Raw genomic sequence first — 19,862 nt, forward strand, 5'->3', positions numbered from 1 at the left:
GGCGCGGACGCCCGCCCCGGCGGCCCCCGCCCCGTCACAGGCCGCGCCCGCCGCGGCCGGCTCCGCCGCGCCCTCCGCCGAGATGGCGGCCGGCGCCGGCCAGGTGCAGGCGATGTGGCCCGGCGTGCTGGAGGCCGTCAAGAACCGCCGCCGCTTCACCTGGATCCTGCTCAGCCAGAACGCCCAGGTCACCGGCTTCGACGGAACCACCCTCCAGCTCGGCTTCCCCAACGCCGGAGCCCGCGACAACTTCGCGAGCAGCGGCAGCGAGGACGTCCTCAAGGCGGTGCTCGCCGAGCAGTTCCAGGTCCACTGGAAGATCGACGCCGTGGTCGGCGGCGGCGGCCCCGCCCCGTCGGCGGCGCCCTCGTACGGGGCCCCCTCGGCCCCCGCCTACAGCCCGCCCCCGGCGCCCGCGTACAGCCCGCCGCCCCAGCAGGCCCCCGCACCGCAGCAGCCGTCGCCGCAGCCCCCGCCCCCGCAGGCGGCCCCCGCGCCGCAGCCGCCCGCAGCACAGGCACCCCCGCCGGTGGCCCCCGAGGACGACGTGGCCGAGGCCGACGACCCCGACCTCGTCGACAACGCCCTGACCGGGCACGACCTGATCGTGCGCGAGCTCGGAGCGACCGTTGTGGAGGAATACACGAACGAGTAGGCCCCCGCTGTTGGGGTGGCCGCACGAAACCGGCCACGCCGTCCGGGCTACCCTGGGCGGCGTGAAGGTCCTCGTCATCGGCGGCGGCGCCCGCGAACACGCCCTGTGCCGCTCTCTGTCCCTCGACCCCGACGTCTCCGCGCTGTACTGCGCCCCCGGCAACGCCGGCATCGCCGAGGTGGCGGAGCTGCGCCCGGTCGACGCCCTCGACGGCGCCGCGGTCGCCGCGCTCGCCGGCGAACTCGGCGCCGACCTGGTCGTCGTCGGCCCGGAGGCGCCCCTCGTCGCCGGGGTCGGCGACGCCGTCCGCGCGGCCGGCATCCCCGTCTTCGGCCCGTCCGGCGAGGCGGCGCAGCTGGAGGGCTCCAAGGCCTTCGCCAAGGACGTGATGGCCGCGGCCGGGGTCCCCACCGCGCGCAGCTACGTCTGCACCACCGCGGAGGAGGTCGACGCGGCCCTCGACGCCTTCGGCGCCCCCTACGTGGTCAAGGACGACGGTCTCGCCGCCGGCAAGGGCGTCGTGGTCACCGAGGACCGCGAGGCCGCCCGCGCGCACGCCGCCGGCTGCGACCGCGTCGTCATCGAGGAGTACCTCGACGGCCCCGAGGTCTCCCTCTTCGCCATCACCGACGGCGTCACCGTGCTGCCGCTGCAGCCCGCGCAGGACTTCAAGCGCGCGCTCGACGGCGACGAGGGCCCCAACACCGGCGGCATGGGCGCGTACTCGCCGCTCCCGTGGGCCGACCCGAAGCTGGTCGACGAGGTCCTGGAGACCGTCCTCCAGCCGACCGTGGACGAGCTCCGCCACCGCGGCACCCCCTTCTCCGGGCTGCTGTACGCCGGGCTGGCCCTCACCAGCCGCGGCACCCGGGTGATCGAGTTCAACGCCCGCTTCGGCGACCCCGAGACCCAGGTGGTGCTCGCCCGGCTGCGCACCCCCCTCTCCGGCGTGCTGCTGGGCGCCGCGAACGGCACCCTGGGTGCCCTGCCGCCGCTGAGCTGGCGCGACGAGGCGGCCGTCACGGTGGTCATCGCCTCGCACAACTACCCCGGTACCCCGCGCACCGGCGACCCGATCGAGGGCCTCGACGAGGTGGCCGCCGAAGACGGCCCCGAGGCGTACGTGCTGCACGCCGGGACCCGGCGCGAGGGCGACGCCGTCGTCAGCGCGGGCGGCCGCGTGCTGTCGGTGACGGCGACCGGCTCCGACCTGGCGCAGGCGCGCGAGCGGGCGTATAAGGCCGTCGCGCGGATCCGGCTCGACGGTGCGCAGCACCGGACGGACATCGCCGCGAAGGCCGCCGAGGGCCGCTGACCAGCAGGGCTGTGAGCACCGCGGGCCCGGGGCGCGACAGCGCGCACCGGGCCCGCGCGTGCGCCCGCGTGCGCCTGCCTCCAGCGGCGCTCCAGCGCATCCACCTTTGCCCAAAGCCATTCCATCGGGTGATGGTCCCCTCGTCCGCCTGACGGCCGCCCGCGCCCCAACTAGGGTGCGGCGCAAGCATTCCGGCACATGGCCCACCGGCATTGCGATGTCAGTGGCGGGTGTCACAGTGGGGGAGTGAGCAAAGCCGCCGCAGGGCAGAGGGGGTGAGGTCCGGCCGTGTCCGGAACCGGTTCGATCGCAGAAGTGGGCGCGCCGTCCGCGCGCTCCCGGGCCCTCGCCGTGCTGCGGGTCCGCAGCCGGGCGCTGGCCGCCGTGCTGCTGCCCGCCGCCCTCGCGGTGGTGCTGGTCACCGCCCGGATGACGGGCCGGCTGGCCGGCGACCCCTGGCCGGCCGTGACCCTGGCCGTCTGCGCGGTGGCCGCGCTGGTGCTGCTGGCGGGCGGGATCTTCGGTGCCGTGGTGCTGCGGGCGAGCCCCGCCGTGACGCCCACCGTGCCGCTGCCCGAGGCCGCAGCGCCCGACCTGTACCGGCTCGTACGGGACCTGGCCGACCGGATGGACGTACCCGCGCCCTCCGCGATAGCCCTGACGCCGGACTGCGACAGCTGGCTGGAGGACCGCAGCCATGCGGCGCACCGCCGGCGTCTCGCCCGGACGTCCGGAGGCATATCCGGACCGGCGGGCCCGGAGTCGGAGCCCGGCGCGGCCCCCGTGCTGGTGATCGGCTCGCCGTTCCTGTGGTGGATGCGGGTCGCGGAGCTACGGGCCCTCCTCGCGCCCGTCGTCGCCGGTACGGGCCCCTCCGCGCACCCGGACATAGCCGACGCGCGGGGCTTCGTACGGGGCCTCGACGCCGCGGTGGACGTCGGCGGCCGGCCCGGCCTGGGCTGGATCGCCGCCCCCGCCCGGCTGCTGCTGCGGCTGTGCGGGGCGGACGCCGCCGAGATGGAGCGCGGGGTGGCCGCGGCCGCCTCCGAGCGTGCACAGGGTGTGGACCACGGGATGCGCACGGTCGCCCAGGAGCAGGTCGGCCTGGCCTACGCGGGCTGGGACCGGCTGCTGACCCGGGTCGCGCTGCCCGCCTGGCGGATGGGCCGCTGGCCCGCGCACCTCGACGCGGGGGTGGTCTCCGCCCTGACCGAGCTGTCGCGGCGCGACCGGCTGGCGGAAGGCTTCACCTCACGGCTCGGTGAGCGCCCGGCCTGCGATCTGCTGGAGCAGCCCGGGGTGATCGACGAGGCCGCCTCGCTGCTGGCGGCCCGGCTCTTCCACGGCGGTCCGGCCGAGGCCGGGCCGGACTGGTCGCCGGTGGACTGGGCGACGTACCCGGAGGAGGTCGTGGACCGCAAGTGGCGTACGGAGGCGGCCCGCCTCCACGCGGCCATCGACGCCCTCTCCACCCCACAGGGCCTGGAACCCCCGACGGCCTCCGGCACCGACGCCGCGGAGGAACGCGCCGCCCAGGGCCCGGCCCTCCACGAACCCTCGGCCCGCACGGCCACCGCCCCCACCCCCGGCCGGCCCGGCGCCCCGACGGAGTCCCGCACGGCCCGGCAGGACCCGGGGGCCCGTCTGGCCGCCGCCACGGCGGCCGGAGTCGCCCAGGGCCTCCTGGCCGAGTCCGGCACGGCCCGGCAGGAGCCGGGGGCCCGGCCGGCCATCGCCACCGGGACCGCCGCCGCCCGCCCGGATGCCGAGGGCGATGCAGCCGGCCCCGCGGACGCCCCGGCCGGATACGACGCCTTCGGCGGGCCGACCCTGGAGCGGGTGCTCGGCTACCTCACGGACCCCGCCGGGGACGGCGCCGCCGGGGAGGCCCTCGCCGGGCGGCTCAGCGGGGTCCTCGCGCGGGAGGAACGTACCGCCGGAGCCCGTACGGCGGGCACCGGCGGCCGCTCCCGGGGCGCCGACACCCTCCCCCTGTTCCCGCTCCAGCCCCCGCGCAGCGGCCGGGACCTGCTCGCCGACCACGTCACCGCCCTGGTCTGCTGCGCGGCCGTGGACTCGGCCGGAGCCGGCCCGGGCCTGGACTGGCTGGACGGCCCCGTGCTGCTGGTCGGCGGCGAGCGCCGGGCGGACCTGGCCCCCCGCGTGCTCTCCCTCGTCGAGGACGGCGACCCGGAACCCCTCCGCGACTGGCTCGCGGAGCTGGGCGTCCGCCCGGACAAGCCCGTCCGCCTCGTCTGAGCGCCCCCCTGGCCCCTGCCCGGCCCCGCCCGGCCAAGGCGACGGCCCCGCGCGGCCCCCGCCCGGCCACAGCGCCACCCCGCGGGCCACCCCGGCCGCCACCCCGCCGCGCCACCCGAAGCGGCACCCCACGTTCCGTTCCCGTCAATTCACGACGAACGGTGACGGAGTGAGTGCGTTATGTGATGTGCTGGGACCGGTCGCGACGAGGGTGTCCGAAACCCGCCTCGCGCCACCGAGTCGAGAACGCGTTCGGGGGAGCGAGGGAGGGGAGCGGAATGGGTGCGGACCAGATCCGGCGGTGGGAGTCAGGTGCGCTCGCGCACGCGGTGAACGACCCCTTCGGCCAGGGCCCGCTGCCCTGGTTCCGGGGCAGTGAGCTCTACTTCGACGACACCGGCCAGGTCGTCCCCTGGTACGTGGACCCGGCCCTGGCCCCCGGCCAGGCCCCCCCGGCCCGCGGCGGCGGCCCCCGGACCGCCGACGACGTGCACCGCCAGATCAAGGGCTTCACCTCCACCGGAGCCGTCGCCCCCGGCGAGGCCATCGACTTCCACATCACCGTCGACCCGCCCCAGCAGTTCCAGGTCGACGTCTACCGCATCGGCCACTACGGCGGGGACGGTGCCTCCAAGATCACCACCAGCCCCCGGCTGTCCGGCATCGTCCAGCCGCCCCCGCTCACCGCCGACCGCACCGTCTCCTGCCACCACTGGTGGCAGTCCTGGCGGCTCCAGGTCCCCTCGTACTGGAGCATCGGCGCCTACGTGGCCGTCCTGACCACCGCCGACGGCTACCGCTCCCACATCCCCTTCACGGTCCGCGACGACCACCGCGCGGACCTCCTCCTGCTGCTGCCCGACATCACCTGGCAGGCCTACAACCTCTACCCCGAGGACGGCCGCACCGGCGCCAGCCTCTACCACGCCTGGGACGAGGAGGGCAGGCTGCTCGGCGAGCAGGACGCCGCCATCACCGTCTCCTTCGACCGCCCCTACGCCGGCGCCGGCCTGCCCCTGCACGTCGGCCACGCCTACGACTTCATCCGCTGGGCCGAGCGCTACGGCTACGACCTCGCCTACGCCGACACCCGCGACCTGCACGCCGGCCGCGTCGACCCCACCCGCTACCGGGGCCTGGTCTTCCCCGGCCACGACGAGTACTGGTCGCTCCCCATGCGCCGCACCGCCGAGCGCGCCCGCGACCACGGCACCTCGCTGGTCTTCCTCTCCGCCAACACCATGTACTGGCAGGTCGAGCTGGCCCCCTCCCCGTCCGGGGTCCCCGACCGGCTCCTGACCTGCCGAAAACGCCGCGGCCCCGGCCGCCCCAGCCTGTGGCGCGAGGTCGACCGCCCGGAACAGCAGCTGCTCGGCATCCAGTACGCGGGGCGGGTCCCGGAACCCGCGCCCCTGATCGTGCGCAATGCCACGCACTGGCTCTGGGACTCCACCGGCGCCGCCGAGAACGACGAGCTCGACGGGATGGTGGCCGGCGAAGCCGACCGGTACTTCCCGCGCACCCAGCTCCCCGAGCACCAGGACCGGATCCTGCTCGCCCACTCCCCGTACCTCGACGGCGAGGGCGCCAAGCGCCACCAGGAGACCTCCCTCTACCGGGCCCCCAGCGGGGCCCTCGTCTTCGCCTCCGGCACCTTCGCCTGGTCCCCCGCCCTGGACCGCCCCGGCCACGTGGACGAACGGATCCAGCGGGCCACGGCCAACCTCCTCGACCGCATCTGCAAACGCGACTGACACACCCCCTGACCGGGGCACGGCACCCCGTGCGGGAGAATGGGCCCGCGCTCGTACAGAACCACAGGGAGACCCCGTGTCCGGATTCGTCGAAAAGCCCGAGCCGGTTCAGGTGCCCGGCCTCGTCCACCTCCACACCGGCAAGGTGCGCGACCTCTACCGCGACGAGGACGGCCGGCTCGTCATGGTCGCCAGCGACCGGATGTCCGCCTTCGACTGGGTGCTGCCCACCGAGATCCCGGAGAAGGGCCGCGTCCTGACGCAGCTCTCCCTGTGGTGGTTCGACCAGCTCGCGGACCTGGCCCCGAACCACGTCATCAGCACCGACCTGCCCGCCGGCGCCCCCGCCGACTGGGCGGGCCGCACGCTGGTCTGCCAGAGCCTCGACATGGTCCCCGTCGAGTGCGTGGCCCGCGGCTACCTGACCGGCTCCGGCCTCGCCGAGTACGAGGAGAGCCGCACGGTCTGCGGACTCGCCCTTCCCGAGGGCCTGGTCGACGGCTCCGAGCTGCCCGCCCCGATCTTCACCCCGGCGGCCAAGGCCGAGGTCGGCGAGCACGACGAGAACGTCTCCTACGAGGAGGTCGCGCGCACCACCGGCGCCGAGACGGCGGCACTGCTGCGCCAGACCACCCTGGCCGTGTACGGGCGCGCCCGGGACATCGCCCGCGAGCGGGGCATCATCCTCGCGGACACCAAGTTCGAGTTCGGCTTCGACAAGGACGGCGCCCTGGTCCTCGCGGACGAGGTCCTCACCCCGGACTCCTCCCGCTTCTGGCCCGCCGACCAGTGGCAGCCGGGCCGCACGCAGCCGTCGTTCGACAAGCAGTTCGTCCGCAACTGGCTGACGTCCCCGGCCTCCGGCTGGGACAAGAACGGCGAGACCCCGCCGCCGTCGCTGCCGCAGGAGGTCGCGGAGCAGACCTCGGCCAAGTACATCGAGGCCTACGAGCGCCTCACCGGCCAGAGCTGGACCTGACCAACCCGCCCCTGCCCGGGCCCCCGACCGGGGCCCGGGCAGGGCCCGGCCACAGGGGCCGGGAAACGAAGAAGCCCCCGACCTGTGGCCGGGGGCTTCTTGCGCTGAGCGGACAACGCGACTCGAACGCGCGACATCCACCTTGGCAAGGTGGTGCTCTACCAACTGAGCTATGTCCGCCTGTGCGCCGTAGCGCGATGCCTACTATACCCAACCTCGCGACCGTGCGAGACGGACCGCCGTATGCCGGTTCTCCGCGCCCAGTTTCGTCGCCGCCGAGGACAGGTAGTTCCGTACGGTCCCCGGCGACAGCGAGGCCCGTTCCGCGATCTCCGCCACGGGCGCCCCGTCGGCCGCGAGTTCCAGCACCTCCGCCTCGCGGACCGTCAGCGGGGAGTCCCCCGCGCTGATCGCGTCGGCCGCCAACTCCGGGTCCACGTAACGGCCTCCGGCGTGCACGGTCCGGATCAGCTCGGCCAGCCGCTGCGCCGACACCGTCTTCGGCGCGAAAGCCCGCACCCCCGCCGCCAGGGCCCGCTTCAGGTGGCCGGGACGGCCGTGACTGGTCACGATCATGACCTTGCAGTCGGGGAGGTCGGACCGCAGCGATGTGGCCACGCTCACACCGTCCGCCCCCGGCATCTGGAGGTCCAGCACCGCCACGTCCGGCCGGTGCGCCCGTGCCATGGCGAGGGCCTCCGGCCCGGAGGCCGCCTCGGCGACGACCATCAGGTCGTCCTCCAGACCCAGCAGGGCGGCCAGGGCCCCCCGGATCAGGTGCTCGTCATCGGCCAGCAGTACCCGTACGGGGCTCACGCCCGCACCTCCACTTCTCGTGCGTCCAGGGGTATCTCGGCCCGCAGCCGGAACCGGCCGCCCTCCGCCGGCCCCGCCTGCAGGGTCCCGGCCACCGCCGCGAGCCGCTCCCGCAGCCCCGCGAGTCCGGATCCGGGCGGCCCGGCGGGGGCATCGGGCACCCCGTCGTTCTCCACCAGCAGCGTCAGGGTCCCCGGCACCTCCCGGTCCGTCAGCCGGATCAGGCAGCTGCGCGCGTCACCGTGCCGCAGTACGTTCGTCGTCGCCTCCCGGACCACCCAGCCCAGCGCCGACTGCACCTCGCCCGGCAGCTCCCGCCCGGCCGTCGCGAACTCGACCCGGCAGTCCATCCCGGCGGCGCTGAGCACCCCGCGCGCACCCTCCAGCTCCACGCCCAGGTCCGCTTCCCGGTAGCCGCGCACGACGTCGCGCACCTCCTTCTGCGACTCCCGCGCGATCCGCTGGACCTCGATCATCTGGTCCACGGCCTCGGGGCGTTCGCGCCGCGCCAGCTGCACCGCCAGCTCGCTCTTGAGGGCGATGACGGCCAGGTTGCGGCCCATCACGTCGTGCAGGTCCCGCCCGAACCGCAGCCGTTCCTCCGCGACGGCCAGCCGGGCCTGGATCTCCCGGGCGTGGTCGAGCTCGTAGACGGTGCGCAGCAGCCATCCGGAGAACCCATAGGCCAGGGTCATGAACAGGCCGCTCATCAGGACTCCGACCGCGTAGCCGACGACCTCGCCCAGGGGCAGGCCGAGGGCGGCCGTGGCGGCGGACGCGGCGACCGTCGTGCCCGGGGCGAGGTACCGCATGCGCCGGACCCCTTTCAGGCACAGCACCGCCGATCCCGTGGCGAAGCAGCTCATGCCGATCACCAGGGACGGGGCCACCGACATGTCGACGTGCCCGGTCTTGCGCAGGGCTAGGGCGGCGAGGCCCCCGACGGCCGTCGCGATCGCCGTGGCCACCGCGAGCCGCACCGGACGTGCCCGGCGCCCCAGTTGCCAGTCCAACGCCCTGGAGGAGAGGAACGCGACCAGCACGGCGTGCGCGCACAGCGCCAGGAAGAGGACCACGGACACGGGACGTGATGACTCCCTCATCGCCGCCGAACCGACCAGGGGCAACCCGAACGACATGATCTCGATCAGTACGAAGAAGTGGAACGAGCAGCGCGTGTACAGCTCCACCTTCCCCGCACTGCTGCGGTTCTTCCACCACCCGGTCAGCTTTGACACGGCCCGTCCCCCCGATGTTCGTTCTAGCGGCGCGGTTCCCAGCGGAACCACTTCTGAACAGCAAACACGGTGATCATCACCCAGGCCAGCGTGGTGAGCGCGGCCCCCAGCAGGTCGTACGCCGACGCGCCGCCGCTCCAGCCGGCCCGCACCAGTGCCATCACCCCGCTGAGCGGCAGCAGTTCGCACACCGAGGCCATCGTGTCCGGCAGCGCGTCCGGGGCCGCGAAGAGCCCCGAGCCGAACGCCGTCACCAGGAACAGCGGCAGCGTCGTCAGCCCCGCGGTCTCCACGTTGCGGGTGAACGCGCTGGTCAGCGCGGCCAGTCCGGCGAGCAGCGGCAGCGCGGCGAGGACCCCCGCCAGCAGCAGCGCCGGGTTCTCCGGCATCGGCGCGCCGAGCACCGCGCCCCCGGCGGCCGTGAGGACGGCGACCTGGGCGAGGGCGATCACGGCCGAGGGGAGTGCGGTCCCGGCGAGGATCTCCACGTCCCCCGCCTCGCCCGTGCGCAGCCGCTTCAGCACGAGTTCCTCGCGGCGGGCGACGTAGGCGGAGACCAGGTTCATGTAGACGACGAGGAGCAGCACCATCCCGGTGCCCCCGGTGAGGGTGGCCGCGGCGACGGCGGCCGCGGTGTCCCCGCCGACGACCGTGCGGAGCACGAACACCATCGAGGCGGGCATCAGCAGGGCCACGCTCAGCGTGGCCCGGTTGCGGACCAGCAGGGTCAGTTCGGAGCGGCCCAGCGCGGCGAGCCGGCCGGGGTCCAGGGTCAGTGCGCTCATCGGGTCCCCGCCATCGTGTCGTCGGTGTGCCGGCCGCCGGCGGCCGCGTCGCGGCGGCTGCGGGCGATCTCCATGAAGGCCTCCTCCAGGGAGGCGTGGCGGGCGTCGAGCCCGGCCAGTTCGACCCCGGCCTCCTCGGCCCAGCGCAGCAGGACGGTGAGGTCGGCCTGGAGCCGTTCGGTACGGATCTCCACGCGCGGGCCGTCGGCGGCGGCGCGCAGCGCCAGCGGCAGCCGTGCCGCGGGCACCCCGTCGGGCAGGGTGAAACGGATCCGGGACGGCCGGGTCGAGGTGACCTCCTGCGGGGTGCCGGTCAGCACGAGTTCCCCCTCGTGCATGATCGCGAGCCGGTCGGCGAGGGCCTCGGCCTCCTCCAGGTAGTGCGTGGTCAGCAGCACCGTGGTGCCCTGCGCCCGCAGGTCCCGTACGAGGTCCCAGGTGTCCTGGCGGCCCTCGGGGTCCATGCCGGTGGTCGGCTCGTCGAGGAACAGCACCTCGGGCCGCCCCAGCAGCGCCAGTGCGAGGTCGAGCCGCCGCCGCTCGCCGCCGGACAGCTGCTTGACCCGTACGGAGGCCCGCGCGGCCAGTCCGACCAGTTCCAGCACCTCCCCGGCCGGACGGGCGCCGGAGGTGACCCCGCCCCACATCCGGACGGTCTCGGCGACGGTCAGGTCCGAGGGGAACCCGCCCTCCTGGAGCATCACCCCGGTCCGCGGGCGGACCTCGGCGCGGCGGGCGTACGGGTCGAGCCCGAACACCCGGACCTCGCCGCCGGTGGGGGCGGCGAGCCCCTCCAGCAGCTCGACGGTGGAGGTCTTGCCGGCCCCGTTGGTGCCGAGCAGGGCGAAGACCTCGCCGCGGGCCACGGAGAAGCCGACGCCGCGCACTGCCTCGAAGCCCCCGGAGTAGGCGCGGCGGAGTCCTTCCGCCCGGATCACTGTGTCGCTGGTCATGCCCCAAGCCTCCCGGTGGGCCGGGCGGGGGAGCAGTGCGCGCTGTCATGGGCGGCGATGACATTTGTCATCGGGAGTACGGCGGGACACACGACAAAGGCCCCGATCGGAGATCGGGGCCTTTGTCATCTGAGCGGACGACGCGACTCGAACGCGCGACATCCACCTTGGCAAGGTGGTGCTCTACCAACTGAGCTACGTCCGCATGCCCAGCGACGGCTTGTGGGCCGTTCACTGTGTGCCTCACTCTACCTGATCCACGACCGTGGTCGGTAAAGCGATGCAGAGCGGGTGACAGGGATTGCACACTGCGCCTCCCCCCTGGAAGGGGGGTGTTCTGCTACTGAACTACACCCGCACGACTTCGGTTCCCGGCCTTTCGGCCTGGCCCCTCGGCGTGATCCACACACTAGCGGATCGGAGGGGGTGGATGCCAAATCCGGGGCCGGGCCCGGGGTCAGTGGGCGTCGTTGTAGGCCGCGTAGACCGCCTTCGGGATGCGCCCGCGCGGGGGCACGTCGTGCCCGTTGGAGCGCGCCCAGGCCCGTACGACGGCCGGGTCCGGGGCGACGGAGGTGTGCTTGTAGGCCTTGCCCGAGCGGGACTGGCGGCGGCCGGCGGCCACGAAGGGCGCCAGGCTCTTCCGCAGTTTCTTTGCGTTCGCCACATTGAGGTCGATCTCGTAGGACTTACCGTCCAGGGCGAACACGACCGTTTCCGCCGCTTCTCCGCCGTCGAGGTCGTCGGAGATGGTGACTACTACGCGCTGCGCCACGGATATCGGTCCCTTCGTGCGCCTCGCCGCCGCTGACGTGCGGTGATGTCGCCTGTGTGGAGGTTTCGGTGGAATGCGTCAAACCGGGCTCGTCGCGAGGCGACAAATGTTACGGTCCCGGCTGATTCCTTTGTACCGCGATTCCCATTGAATTGCGAAGCCCAGTTAATTCCTCCCGCGTGTCCCGCCGCAATCCCAGGCGAGTGGTTTTCCGGTGGATTTTGCGAAGCGTTGGTGAAGCCGAAACCGCACCCCGATCGGTCCCGGTCGATATCTACCCGCGTAGAAATTTCGGCCGGGTACGCTGAGGGAACCGCCTTGCACCAACCACCTCATCGGGAGTGCCAGTGGCACGCGTCGTAGTCGACGTCATGCTCAAGCCGGAGATCCTCGACCCCCAGGGCCAGGCGGTGCAGCGTGCACTGCCGCGCCTGGGCTTCGAGGGGATCGCCGACGTCCGCCAGGGGAAGCGCTTCGAACTGGAAGTGGAGGGACCGGTCGACCAGGCCGCCCTCGACCGCATCCACAAGATGGCCGAAACGTTCCTCGCCAACACCGTCATCGAAGACTTCACCGTGAAGGTCGAGGCCTGACGGTGACCACTCGCATCGGTGTCGTCACGTTCCCCGGAACGCTCGACGACCGTGACTCGCTGCGCGCCGTCCGCCTCGCGGGGGCGGAGCCGGTCTCGCTGTGGCACCGCGACAAGGACCTGCACCAGGTCGACGCGGTCGTCCTCGCGGGCGGCTTCTCCTACGGGGACTACCTGCGCGCCGGAGCCATCTCCCGCTTCTCGCCGGTGATGGAGACCATCATCGAGCAGGCCAAGGCGGGCATGCCCGTCCTCGGCATCTGCAACGGCTTCCAGGTCCTCACCGAGGCCCACCTGCTGCCGGGGGCGATGCTCCGCAACAACCACCTCCACTTCATCTGCCGCGACCAGAAGCTGCGGGTGGAGAACGCGGAGACCGCGTGGACCGGCGACTACACCGCCGGCCAGGAGATCTCCGTACCGCTCAAGAACATGGACGGCCGGTACGTCGCCGACGAGCGCGTGCTCGACGAACTGGAAGCCGAAGGCCGCGTGGCCTTCCGGTACGTCGACGTGAACCCCAACGGCTCGCTGCGCGACATCGCCGGCATCACCAACGCCGCGGGGAACGTCGTCGGCCTCATGCCGCACCCCGAGCACGCGGTCGAGCCGCTGATCGGGACCGGCCGCACCGACGGCCTCCCGTTCTTCACGTCGGTCCTGAAGAAGCTGGTCAACGCATGAGCCTCGACACGGTCAAGAACGCGACGGAGACCCCGGACGCGGCGCAGCCCTGGAAGGAACTCGGCCTCAAGGAGGACGAGTACGCCCGCATCCGCGAGATCCTCGGCCGCCGCCCCACCGGCGCCGAGCTCGCCATGTACTCCGTCATGTGGTCCGAGCACTGCTCGTACAAGAGCAGCAAGGTCCACCTGAAGCAGTTCGGCGAGAAGGCCCCGGAGAACGACGCCATGCTCGTCGGCATCGGCGAGAACGCCGGCGTCGTCGACGTCGGCCAGGGCTACGCGGTCACCTTCAAGGTCGAGTCGCACAACCACCCCTCGTACATCGAGCCCTACCAGGGCGCGGCCACCGGCGTCGGCGGCATCGTCCGCGACATCCTCGCCATGGGCGCCCGCCCGGTCGCCGTCGTCGACCCGCTGCGCTTCGGCGCCGCCGACCACCCCGACACCAAGCGCGTCCTGCCGGGCGTCGTCGCGGGCATCGGCGGCTACGGCAACTGCCTGGGCCTGCCCAACATCGGCGGCGAGGTCGTTTTCGACTCCTGCTACCAGGGCAACCCGCTGGTCAACGCCGGCTGCATCGGCGTGATGAAGCACGAGGACATCCACCTCGCCAAGGCCTCCGGCCCCGGCAACAAGGTCATCCTCTACGGCGCCCGCACCGGCGGCGACGGCATCGGCGGCGTCTCGGTCCTCGCGTCCGAGACCTTCGACGACACCAAGCCCACCAAGCGCCCCGCCGTCCAGGTCGGCGACCCCTTCCAGGAGAAGCTCCTCATCGAGTGCACCCTGGAGATCTTCAAGGAGAAGCTGGTCGCGGGCATCCAGGACCTCGGCGGCGCCGGGCTCTCCTGCGCCACCTCCGAGCTGGCCTCGGCCGGTTCCGGCGGCATGCGCGTCGAGCTGGACACCGTGCCGCTGCGCGACGCGACGCTCTCGCCCGAGGAGATCCTCATGAGCGAGTCGCAGGAGCGCATGTGCGCGATCGTCGAGCCGCAGTACGTCGACCGCTTCATGGAGATCTGCGAGAAGTGGGACGTCATCGCCACCGTCATCGGTGAGGTGACCGACGGCGAGCGCCTGGAGATCTTCTGGCACGGCGAGCAGATCGTGGACGTGCCCCCGGGCACCGTCGCCCACGAGGGCCCGGTCTACCACCGCCCGTACGCCCGCCCCGACTGGCAGGACGCCCTCCAGGCCGACGACGCCGGCCTGCTGCCCCGCCCGCAGACCTCCGAGGAGCTCCGCGCGCAGGTCCTGGCCCTGGTCTCCTCCCCGAACCAGGCCTCGAAGTCCTGGGTCACCGACCAGTACGACCGCTTCGTGCAGGGCAACACCGTCCTGGCGCAGCCCGAGGACGCGGGCATGGTCCGCATCGACGAGGAGTCGAACCTCGGCGTCGCCATGGCCACCGACGGCAACGGCCGCTACGCCAAGCTCGACCCGTACACCGGCGCGCAGCTGGCCCTCGCGGAGGCGTACCGCAACGTCGCCGCGACCGGCGCCAAGCCGCTGGCCATCTCCGACTGCCTGAACTTCGGTTCCCCCGAGGACCCGGGCGTCATGTGGCAGTTCGCCGAGGCCACCCGCGGCCTCGCGGACGGCTGCCTGGAGCTGGGCACCCCGGTGACCGGCGGCAACGTCTCCCTCTACAACCAGACGGGCGACGTCGCGATCCACCCGACCCCGGTCGTGGCGGTCCTCGGCGTGATCGACGACGTCAACCGCCGCACGCCGATGGCGTTCAAGGAGGCCGGCCAGCTGCTGTACCTGCTGGGCGACACCTCCGAGGAGTTCGGCGGCTCGGCCTGGTCGCAGGTCGTCCACGACCACCTCGGCGGCATGCCGCCGAAGGTGGACCTGGCGCGCGAGAAGCTGCTCGCCGAGATCCTGATCTCCTCCTCCCGCGACGGCATGATCGACGCGGCGCACGACCTGTCGGACGGCGGCGTCATCCAGGCGCTCACCGAGTCCTGCCTGCGCGGCGGCAACGGCGCGCGCGTGGTCGTCCCGGAGGGCCTGGACGCGTTCACCTTCCTCTTCTCCGAGTCCGCGGGCCGCGCCATCGTGGCGGTCCCGCGCAGCGAGGAGCTCCGCTTCACCGACATGTGCGGCGCGCGGGGCCTGCCGGCCACGCGCATCGGCGTGGTGGACGGCGAGGAGATCGAGGTCCAGGGCGAGTTCACGCTCCCCCTGACGGAACTCCGCGAGGCGCACGAGGCGACGATCCCGGCCCTGCTGGCCTGATCGTTCCCCGGCTGTACGAGGCCCCGTCCACAGGCTGTGGGCGGGGCCTCGGCGTAGGGCAGGGCGCTGGGCGGCCGCACGGCCGGGCTGGGCCGGGCCTGCGCCACGGAGGGTGCGGCCCGGCGTCGCCGCGTCGTGCTCAGCCCCGCCCAGTAGGGTCGGGGCATGCCGCCCGCCAAGAAGAAGACGCGTACCTACGACCACGCGAAGATCCGCGCGGCCGTGACCGCTCAGTTCGGGCATGTCACCGAAGCCGTGCGGGACTTGGGGCCCGAGCAGCTGGCGCGGCCCAGCGGGCTCGGGGAGTGGAGCGTCGCCGACCTGGCCGGGCACATCGCCTGGATCGCGGACTCGCTGGCCGGGGGCCTGGCCCGGCCGCCCGCCGCCATCGCCGAGCTGACCGCCGTCGAGTGGCCCTTCGCCACCGCCTCCCTCGCCGGGAAGATCTCCGAGGCCGCCCGGGAGACCCTGACCGGCGCCCCGCTGCCCGAGCTGTTCGAAGCGGCGGCCGCCCGGATGGCCGGGGCCCTGGACGCGAACCCCGGCAGCCGGGTGATGCACCTGTGGATCGGGGACATGACCCTCGCCGACTTCCTGGTCACCCGGACCGTGGAACTGGTCGTCCACACCGACGACCTGAACCGGGCCGCCGGCCTGGACATCCCCCTCGACCGGCAGGCCCTGGCCGCCTGCACCCGGCTGCTCGCCGACGCCCTCGCCGTCAAGGCGCCCGGCGGCTCGGTGGAGGTGCGGATCCCGCCCTTCGCGGTGGTCCAGTGCGTCGAGGGACCCCGGCACACCCGCGGCACCCCGCCCAACGTGGTGGAGACCGACCCGCTCACCTGGCTCCGGCTCGCCACCGGCCGCACCGGCTGGACCGAGGCCCTGGAGGCGGCGCGGGTCAGCGCCGGCGGCGAGCGGGCCGACCTGTCCGGGCTGCTGCCGCTGATGAGCTGAGCGGAACCGGAAAGGGGCCGGGCCCGTCCCAGGGACATGCCTCCACTCAGGACCGCCGTGCACTGCGCGGCCGGCGGGCTGGTCCTCGTACTGGCCCTGACCGGCTGCACCGGATCCCCGCAGGACGGGAGCGCCCCCGCCGTGACCGCGAGCACCTCCGCCACGCCCCCGGTCCCGGACGCCCCGCTGACCGTGACCGACTGGGCCGTGACCTCCCTGTCCGGCACCCCCCTCCCGGCCGGGGCCGCCGGCCGGGCCCGGTTCACCCTCGCCCCCGACGGCAGCGCGGGCGGCAACCTGGGCTGCAACCGGTTCAGCGCCCCGGCCGCCGTCGAGGGGGCCACCGTCACCTTCGGGCCCGTCACCAGCACCCGCATGGCCTGCGAGGGCCCGGCCGGCGAGGTCGAGCGGACCCTGACCGGCCTGCTCGGCGCCGGCCCGCTGACCTGGAAGGTCCAGGGCCGCACCCTGACCCTCACCGCCGCCGACGGCCGGACCCTGACCGCCGAGGCGGCCTCGGCGGCCGAGTGACCGCACCCCGCGTCAGGCCGGGTACGGGAGCAGTCCCGCGTCCGTCCTCTCCCAGGCCGCCCGCAGCTCCGCGAGCCGGGCCGGTTCCGCGGCCGCCCGGTCGGCCTGCTCCCGCAGGTCGGCGGACAGGTCGAACAGCTGGTCGCGGCCCGACTTCCCCCGGTAGTACTTCCAGTTCCCGCGCCGCAGCGCCCGCTCCCCGCGCACCCGCCAGAACAGGTCCCGCCCGGCCGGCTCCTCACCCCGCAGCAGGTAGCCGGCCAGGCTCACGCCGTCCAGCGGGTACGCCCGGTGCGGCCGGGTCCCGGCCAGCTCCAGCAGCGTCGCCGTCCAGTCCGGGCTGAACACCGGGACCCGGCTGACCTGGCCGCCGTCGATCCGGGCGGGCCAGCGCACGATGTTCGGCACCCGGATCCCGCCCTCCTGGAGGGAGGCCTTGTTGCCCGACAGCGGCCAGTTGTACGAGAAGCGCTCGCCGCCGTTGTCGCTGGAGAAGACGACCAGGGTGTCCTCCTCCTGACCCGAGCGCTTCAGCGCGTCCAGCACCCGGCCGACCGACCGGTCCAGGTCCTCCACCATCTGCCGGTACTTCTCCACCGAGCCGCCGTCCTGGTGCCACAGCGCCCGCGCGTCGCCCGCCTTGATCCGCCGGACGACCTCGGCGCTCTCCGCGGTGTCCCCCTCGGCGATCCACGGCCAGTGCGGGGTGGTGAAGTTGAGGTTCAGCAGCCACGGCTTCCCGCCGTGGTCGCGGGAGACGTACTCGCTCGCCCGCTCCGTGATGATCCGCGTGTAGTAGCGCAGGTCCTTGTACTCGGCGTCGCCCTCGTAGAGGTCGTACTCGCCGCCCAGTCCCAGCTTGGAGTAGTACTCCAGGGCCCCGCCGAAGTTCCCGAAGAACTCCTGCCACCCCGACCTGGTCGGGCTGTAGTCCGGCAGGTAGCCCGCGTGCCACTTGCCGATCAGCGCGGTGGCGTACCCGGCGTCCCGCAGCAGCGAGGCCAGCGTCGGGTGCGTCGGGTCCAGACCCGCCGACCTGTCGGCGATCGGCTCGGCGAGCCCGCCCTTGGTACGGGCCGGGTAGCGGCCGGTGTAGAGGCTGAAACGGGTCGGCGAGCAGGTGGCCGAACCGGAGTAGGCGTCGGTGAACCGGACCCCCTGGCGGGCGAGGCGGTCCAGGTTCGGGGTCTTGATGTGCGGGGACCCGTACGAGGACAGGTCGGCCCAGCCGAGGTCGTCGCCCAGGATGAACAGGACGTTGGGGCGGCGCGAGTGCCGGCCGCGCGCGGCCCGGAACTCACGCTCCTGCGGACCCGCTACGGGGGCCTCGGCGGCCTGCGCCGGGACGGCGCCCAGGCCCGCGGCGGCGGTCGCCGCGGTCGCTCCGACGGCACCCCCGAAGGCACGACGGGACAGCTTGCTCTTGTAGGAAGACACGAATACTCCAGGCCAAGGCTCGGCGGCCCTCGGCCCGGGCGCGCACGGGACGGCGCGCGGCACGGCGGGGCGGGGCACGGCGGAGCGAAATCAGGAAAGGGCAGAAAGAGTTGTGACTACGCGGAGCAGCGACAGATGGCGCTCGCGACACGGACCAGGTCCACGTGTCGGCGCTCTACGAGGGTGACGGCACGGTCACCGAGGGGCTGCATGGAGCGAGAGCCTGTACGAACGCCCTCGTAGATGTCAACAAAAGATCCGAATACCGAGACGGAAGCGTCCCGTCACCCTCTGTGCTGTGACATTTCCCGGCCGTCCCCAATTCGGACCAGTGGTCGATCTCGCCTACACTCGGGAGCGTGCCTCGTGGTGATGGACGACTCAACCACGACCTGCTCCCCGGCGAGAAGGGCCCCCAGGACGCTTGCGGCGTCTTCGGTGTCTGGGCTCCGGGTGAAGAGGTCGCCAAGCTCACCTACTTCGGACTGTATGCACTGCAGCACCGCGGACAAGAGTCCGCGGGAATCGCTGTGAGCAACGGTTCCCAGATCCTCGTCTTCAAGGACATGGGCCTCGTATCCCAAGTCTTCGACGAAACCTCCCTCGGATCCCTCCAAGGTCATATCGCGGTCGGTCACGCCCGCTACTCGACCACCGGAGCTTCCGTCTGGGAGAACGCTCAGCCCACCTTCAGGGCGACCGCCCACGGCTCCATTGCCCTGGGTCACAACGGCAACCTGGTGAACACCGCCGAGCTCGCCGAGATGGTCGCCGACCTCCCCCGTCAGGACGGCCGCGCCACCCAGGTGGCGGCCACCAACGACACCGACCTGGTGACCGCCCTCCTCGCCGGCCAGACCGACGACGAGGGCAAGCCCCTGACCATCGAGGAGTCGGCCGCCAAGGTCCTCCCGCAGGTCAAGGGCGCCTTCTCGCTGGTCTTCATGGACGAGGGAACCCTCTACACCGCCCGTGACCCGCAGGGCATCCGCCCGCTGGTCCTCGGCCGCCTGGAGCGCGGCTGGGTGGTCGCGAGTGAGACCGCCGCCCTCGACATCTGCGGCGCCAGCTTCGTCCGCGAGGTCGAACCGGGCGAGCTCATCGCGATCGACGAGAACGGCCTGCGCACCTCGCGCTTCGCGGAAGCGAAGCCCAAGGGCTGCGTGTTCGAGTACGTCTACCTGGCGCGCCCGGACACCGACATCGCCGGCCGCAACGTCTACCTCTCGCGCGTCGAGATGGGCCGGCGCCTCGCCAAGGAGGCCCCGGTCGAGGCCGACCTGGTGATAGCGACGCCGGAATCCGGCACGCCCGCCGCCGTCGGCTACGCCGAGGCCAGCGGGATCCCGTACGGCTCCGGCCTGGTCAAGAACGCCTACGTCGGCCGGACCTTCATCCAGCCCTCGCAGACGATCCGCCAGCTGGGCATCCGCCTCAAGCTCAACCCGCTCAAGGAAGTCATCCGGGGCAAGCGCCTCGTCGTCGTCGACGACTCGATCGTCCGCGGCAACACCCAGCGCGCCCTCGTGAAGATGCTCCGAGAGGCCGGCGCGGCCGAGGTCCACATCCGGATCTCCTCGCCGCCGGTGAAGTGGCCGTGCTTCTTCGGCATCGACTTCGCCACCCGGGCCGAGCTGATCGCCAACGGCATGACGGTCGACGAGATCGCCACGTCGCTGGGCGCGGACTCGCTCTCGTACATCTCGCTCGACGCGATGATCGAGGCGACCACCATCCAGAAGCCCAACCTCTGCCGTGCCTGCTTCGACGGCGAGTACCCCATGGAGCTGCCCGACCCGCAGCTCCTGGGCAAGCAGCTCCTGGAGAACGAGCTCGCGGGCGGCTCCGACGCCGCCGACGCGCTCCGCCGCCCGTAGGCCCGTGGG

Annotated in this window: 17 protein-coding genes, 3 tRNA genes and 1 pseudogene; 11 read left to right on the forward strand and 10 right to left on the reverse strand. The window is 73.1% G+C overall.

What is annotated here, in order from left to right; all coding sequences use genetic code 11:
• From AB0F18_RS27100 to AB0F18_RS27120, 5 genes and pseudogenes are all read left to right on the forward strand, one after another.
• Positions 1 to 655, forward strand: a pseudogene (locus tag AB0F18_RS27100) (DNA polymerase III subunit gamma and tau); the annotation flags it as partial.
• Between the two features lie 61 nt (positions 656 to 716).
• Complete coding sequence (gene purD / locus AB0F18_RS27105) at positions 717 to 1,970, forward strand: phosphoribosylamine--glycine ligase (RefSeq protein WP_362065070.1); 1,254 nt, start codon at positions 717 to 719, stop codon at positions 1,968 to 1,970.
• A gap of 288 nt (positions 1,971 to 2,258) precedes the next feature.
• Positions 2,259 to 4,229 (forward strand): hypothetical protein, encoded by a 1,971-nt coding sequence (locus AB0F18_RS27110; RefSeq protein WP_362065073.1) that lies wholly within the window; start codon positions 2,259 to 2,261, stop codon positions 4,227 to 4,229.
• Positions 4,230 to 4,507: 278 nt separating this feature from the next.
• Positions 4,508 to 5,983, forward strand: a complete 1,476-nt coding sequence (locus AB0F18_RS27115) for a N,N-dimethylformamidase beta subunit family domain-containing protein (RefSeq protein ID WP_362065076.1) — start codon at positions 4,508 to 4,510, stop codon at positions 5,981 to 5,983.
• Between the two features lie 76 nt (positions 5,984 to 6,059).
• The gene (locus AB0F18_RS27120) at positions 6,060 to 6,962 is read left to right on the forward strand and encodes a phosphoribosylaminoimidazolesuccinocarboxamide synthase (protein ID WP_362065079.1); all 903 of its coding nucleotides are present in this window, start codon (positions 6,060 to 6,062) and stop codon (positions 6,960 to 6,962) included.
• 107 nt (positions 6,963 to 7,069) lie between these two features.
• Here AB0F18_RS27120 and AB0F18_RS27125 read toward each other — a convergent pair.
• The 8 genes from AB0F18_RS27125 to AB0F18_RS27160 form a co-directional block, all read right to left on the reverse strand.
• Positions 7,070 to 7,142, reverse strand: a tRNA-Gly gene (locus AB0F18_RS27125).
• Positions 7,143 to 7,166: 24 nt separating this feature from the next.
• Positions 7,167 to 7,778 carry a response regulator transcription factor gene (locus AB0F18_RS27130; protein ID WP_362065082.1) on the reverse strand — a complete coding sequence of 204 codons (612 nt, stop codon included), beginning with the start codon at positions 7,776 to 7,778 and terminating at the stop codon, positions 7,167 to 7,169.
• Positions 7,775 to 9,016, reverse strand: coding sequence for a histidine kinase (locus AB0F18_RS27135; RefSeq protein WP_362065085.1), 1,242 nt, complete (start codon positions 9,014 to 9,016; stop codon positions 7,775 to 7,777). Before AB0F18_RS27135 ends, AB0F18_RS27130 begins: the two co-directional genes overlap by 4 nt.
• A gap of 23 nt (positions 9,017 to 9,039) precedes the next feature.
• Complete coding sequence (locus tag AB0F18_RS27140; protein WP_362065088.1) at positions 9,040 to 9,801, reverse strand: ABC transporter permease; 762 nt, start codon at positions 9,799 to 9,801, stop codon at positions 9,040 to 9,042.
• Positions 9,798 to 10,754, reverse strand: coding sequence for an ABC transporter ATP-binding protein (locus AB0F18_RS27145; RefSeq protein WP_362065091.1), 957 nt, complete (start codon positions 10,752 to 10,754; stop codon positions 9,798 to 9,800). Before AB0F18_RS27145 ends, AB0F18_RS27140 begins: the two co-directional genes overlap by 4 nt.
• Positions 10,755 to 10,886: 132 nt before the next feature.
• Positions 10,887 to 10,959 (reverse strand) — tRNA-Gly (locus AB0F18_RS27150).
• 81 nt (positions 10,960 to 11,040) lie between these two features.
• A tRNA-Gly gene (locus AB0F18_RS27155) sits at positions 11,041 to 11,112 on the reverse strand.
• A 99-nt stretch (positions 11,113 to 11,211) separates the two neighbouring features.
• A complete protein-coding gene (locus AB0F18_RS27160) occupies positions 11,212 to 11,529 on the reverse strand; it encodes an Lsr2 family protein (RefSeq protein WP_362065094.1) in 318 nt (105 codons plus the stop codon).
• Between the two features lie 341 nt (positions 11,530 to 11,870).
• Between AB0F18_RS27160 and purS the strand changes: the two genes are divergently transcribed.
• The 5 genes from purS to AB0F18_RS27185 all read left to right on the forward strand — a co-directional run bounded on the left by purS (position 11,871) and on the right by AB0F18_RS27185 (position 16,539).
• Positions 11,871 to 12,122, forward strand: a complete 252-nt coding sequence (gene purS / locus AB0F18_RS27165) for a phosphoribosylformylglycinamidine synthase subunit PurS (protein ID WP_008740952.1) — start codon at positions 11,871 to 11,873, stop codon at positions 12,120 to 12,122.
• A 2-nt stretch (positions 12,123 to 12,124) separates the two neighbouring features.
• Positions 12,125 to 12,805, forward strand: a complete 681-nt coding sequence (gene purQ, locus AB0F18_RS27170; protein WP_362065097.1) for a phosphoribosylformylglycinamidine synthase subunit PurQ — start codon at positions 12,125 to 12,127, stop codon at positions 12,803 to 12,805.
• The gene (purL, locus tag AB0F18_RS27175) at positions 12,802 to 15,051 is read left to right on the forward strand and encodes a phosphoribosylformylglycinamidine synthase subunit PurL (RefSeq protein WP_362065100.1); all 2,250 of its coding nucleotides are present in this window, start codon (positions 12,802 to 12,804) and stop codon (positions 15,049 to 15,051) included. The genes purQ and purL overlap by 4 nt, the downstream gene beginning before the upstream one ends.
• Before the next feature lie 165 nt (positions 15,052 to 15,216).
• Positions 15,217 to 16,008: a sterol carrier family protein gene (locus AB0F18_RS27180; RefSeq protein WP_362065103.1), complete on the forward strand. Its 792-nt coding sequence runs from the start codon at positions 15,217 to 15,219 to the stop codon at positions 16,006 to 16,008.
• A 36-nt stretch (positions 16,009 to 16,044) separates the two neighbouring features.
• Positions 16,045 to 16,539, forward strand: coding sequence for an META domain-containing protein (locus tag AB0F18_RS27185; RefSeq protein WP_362065106.1), 495 nt, complete (start codon positions 16,045 to 16,047; stop codon positions 16,537 to 16,539).
• Between the two features lie 12 nt (positions 16,540 to 16,551).
• Here AB0F18_RS27185 and AB0F18_RS27190 read toward each other — a convergent pair whose 3' ends face one another.
• Entirely contained in the window at positions 16,552 to 17,976 is a 1,425-nt protein-coding gene (locus AB0F18_RS27190; RefSeq protein ID WP_362065109.1) for a sulfatase-like hydrolase/transferase, read from the reverse strand.
• 116 nt (positions 17,977 to 18,092) lie between these two features.
• Positions 18,093 to 18,188 carry a putative leader peptide gene (locus tag AB0F18_RS27195; protein WP_352211348.1) on the reverse strand — a complete coding sequence of 32 codons (96 nt, stop codon included), beginning with the start codon at positions 18,186 to 18,188 and terminating at the stop codon, positions 18,093 to 18,095.
• A gap of 147 nt (positions 18,189 to 18,335) precedes the next feature.
• Here AB0F18_RS27195 and purF point away from each other — a divergent pair, with 147 nt between their 5' ends.
• On the forward strand, positions 18,336 to 19,853 hold the full coding sequence (purF, locus tag AB0F18_RS27200; RefSeq protein ID WP_362065112.1) for an amidophosphoribosyltransferase: 1,518 nt from the start codon (positions 18,336 to 18,338) through the stop codon (positions 19,851 to 19,853).
• The last annotated feature ends 9 nt before the right edge of the window (positions 19,854 to 19,862 follow it).

The organism is Streptomyces sp. NPDC029216, from assembly GCF_040648015.1.
GTDB lineage: Bacteria > Actinomycetota > Actinomycetes > Streptomycetales > Streptomycetaceae > Streptomyces.

Excerpts from the sequence above, each read along its gene's own strand:
- AB0F18_RS27140 (WP_362065088.1), bottom strand. The coding sequence starts at position 9,801 with ATGAGCGCACTGACCCTGGACCCCGGCCGGCTCGCCGCGCTGGGCCGC.
- AB0F18_RS27185 (WP_362065106.1), top strand. The coding sequence starts at position 16,045 with ATGCCTCCACTCAGGACCGCCGTGCACTGCGCGGCCGGCGGGCTGGTC.
- AB0F18_RS27195 (WP_352211348.1), bottom strand. The coding sequence starts at position 18,188 with ATGCAGCCCCTCGGTGACCGTGCCGTCACCCTCGTAGAGCGCCGACAC.
- AB0F18_RS27180 (WP_362065103.1), top strand. The coding sequence starts at position 15,217 with ATGCCGCCCGCCAAGAAGAAGACGCGTACCTACGACCACGCGAAGATC.
- purL (WP_362065100.1), top strand. The coding sequence starts at position 12,802 with ATGAGCCTCGACACGGTCAAGAACGCGACGGAGACCCCGGACGCGGCG.
- AB0F18_RS27115 (WP_362065076.1), top strand. The coding sequence starts at position 4,508 with ATGGGTGCGGACCAGATCCGGCGGTGGGAGTCAGGTGCGCTCGCGCAC.
- AB0F18_RS27145 (WP_362065091.1), bottom strand. The coding sequence starts at position 10,754 with ATGACCAGCGACACAGTGATCCGGGCGGAAGGACTCCGCCGCGCCTAC.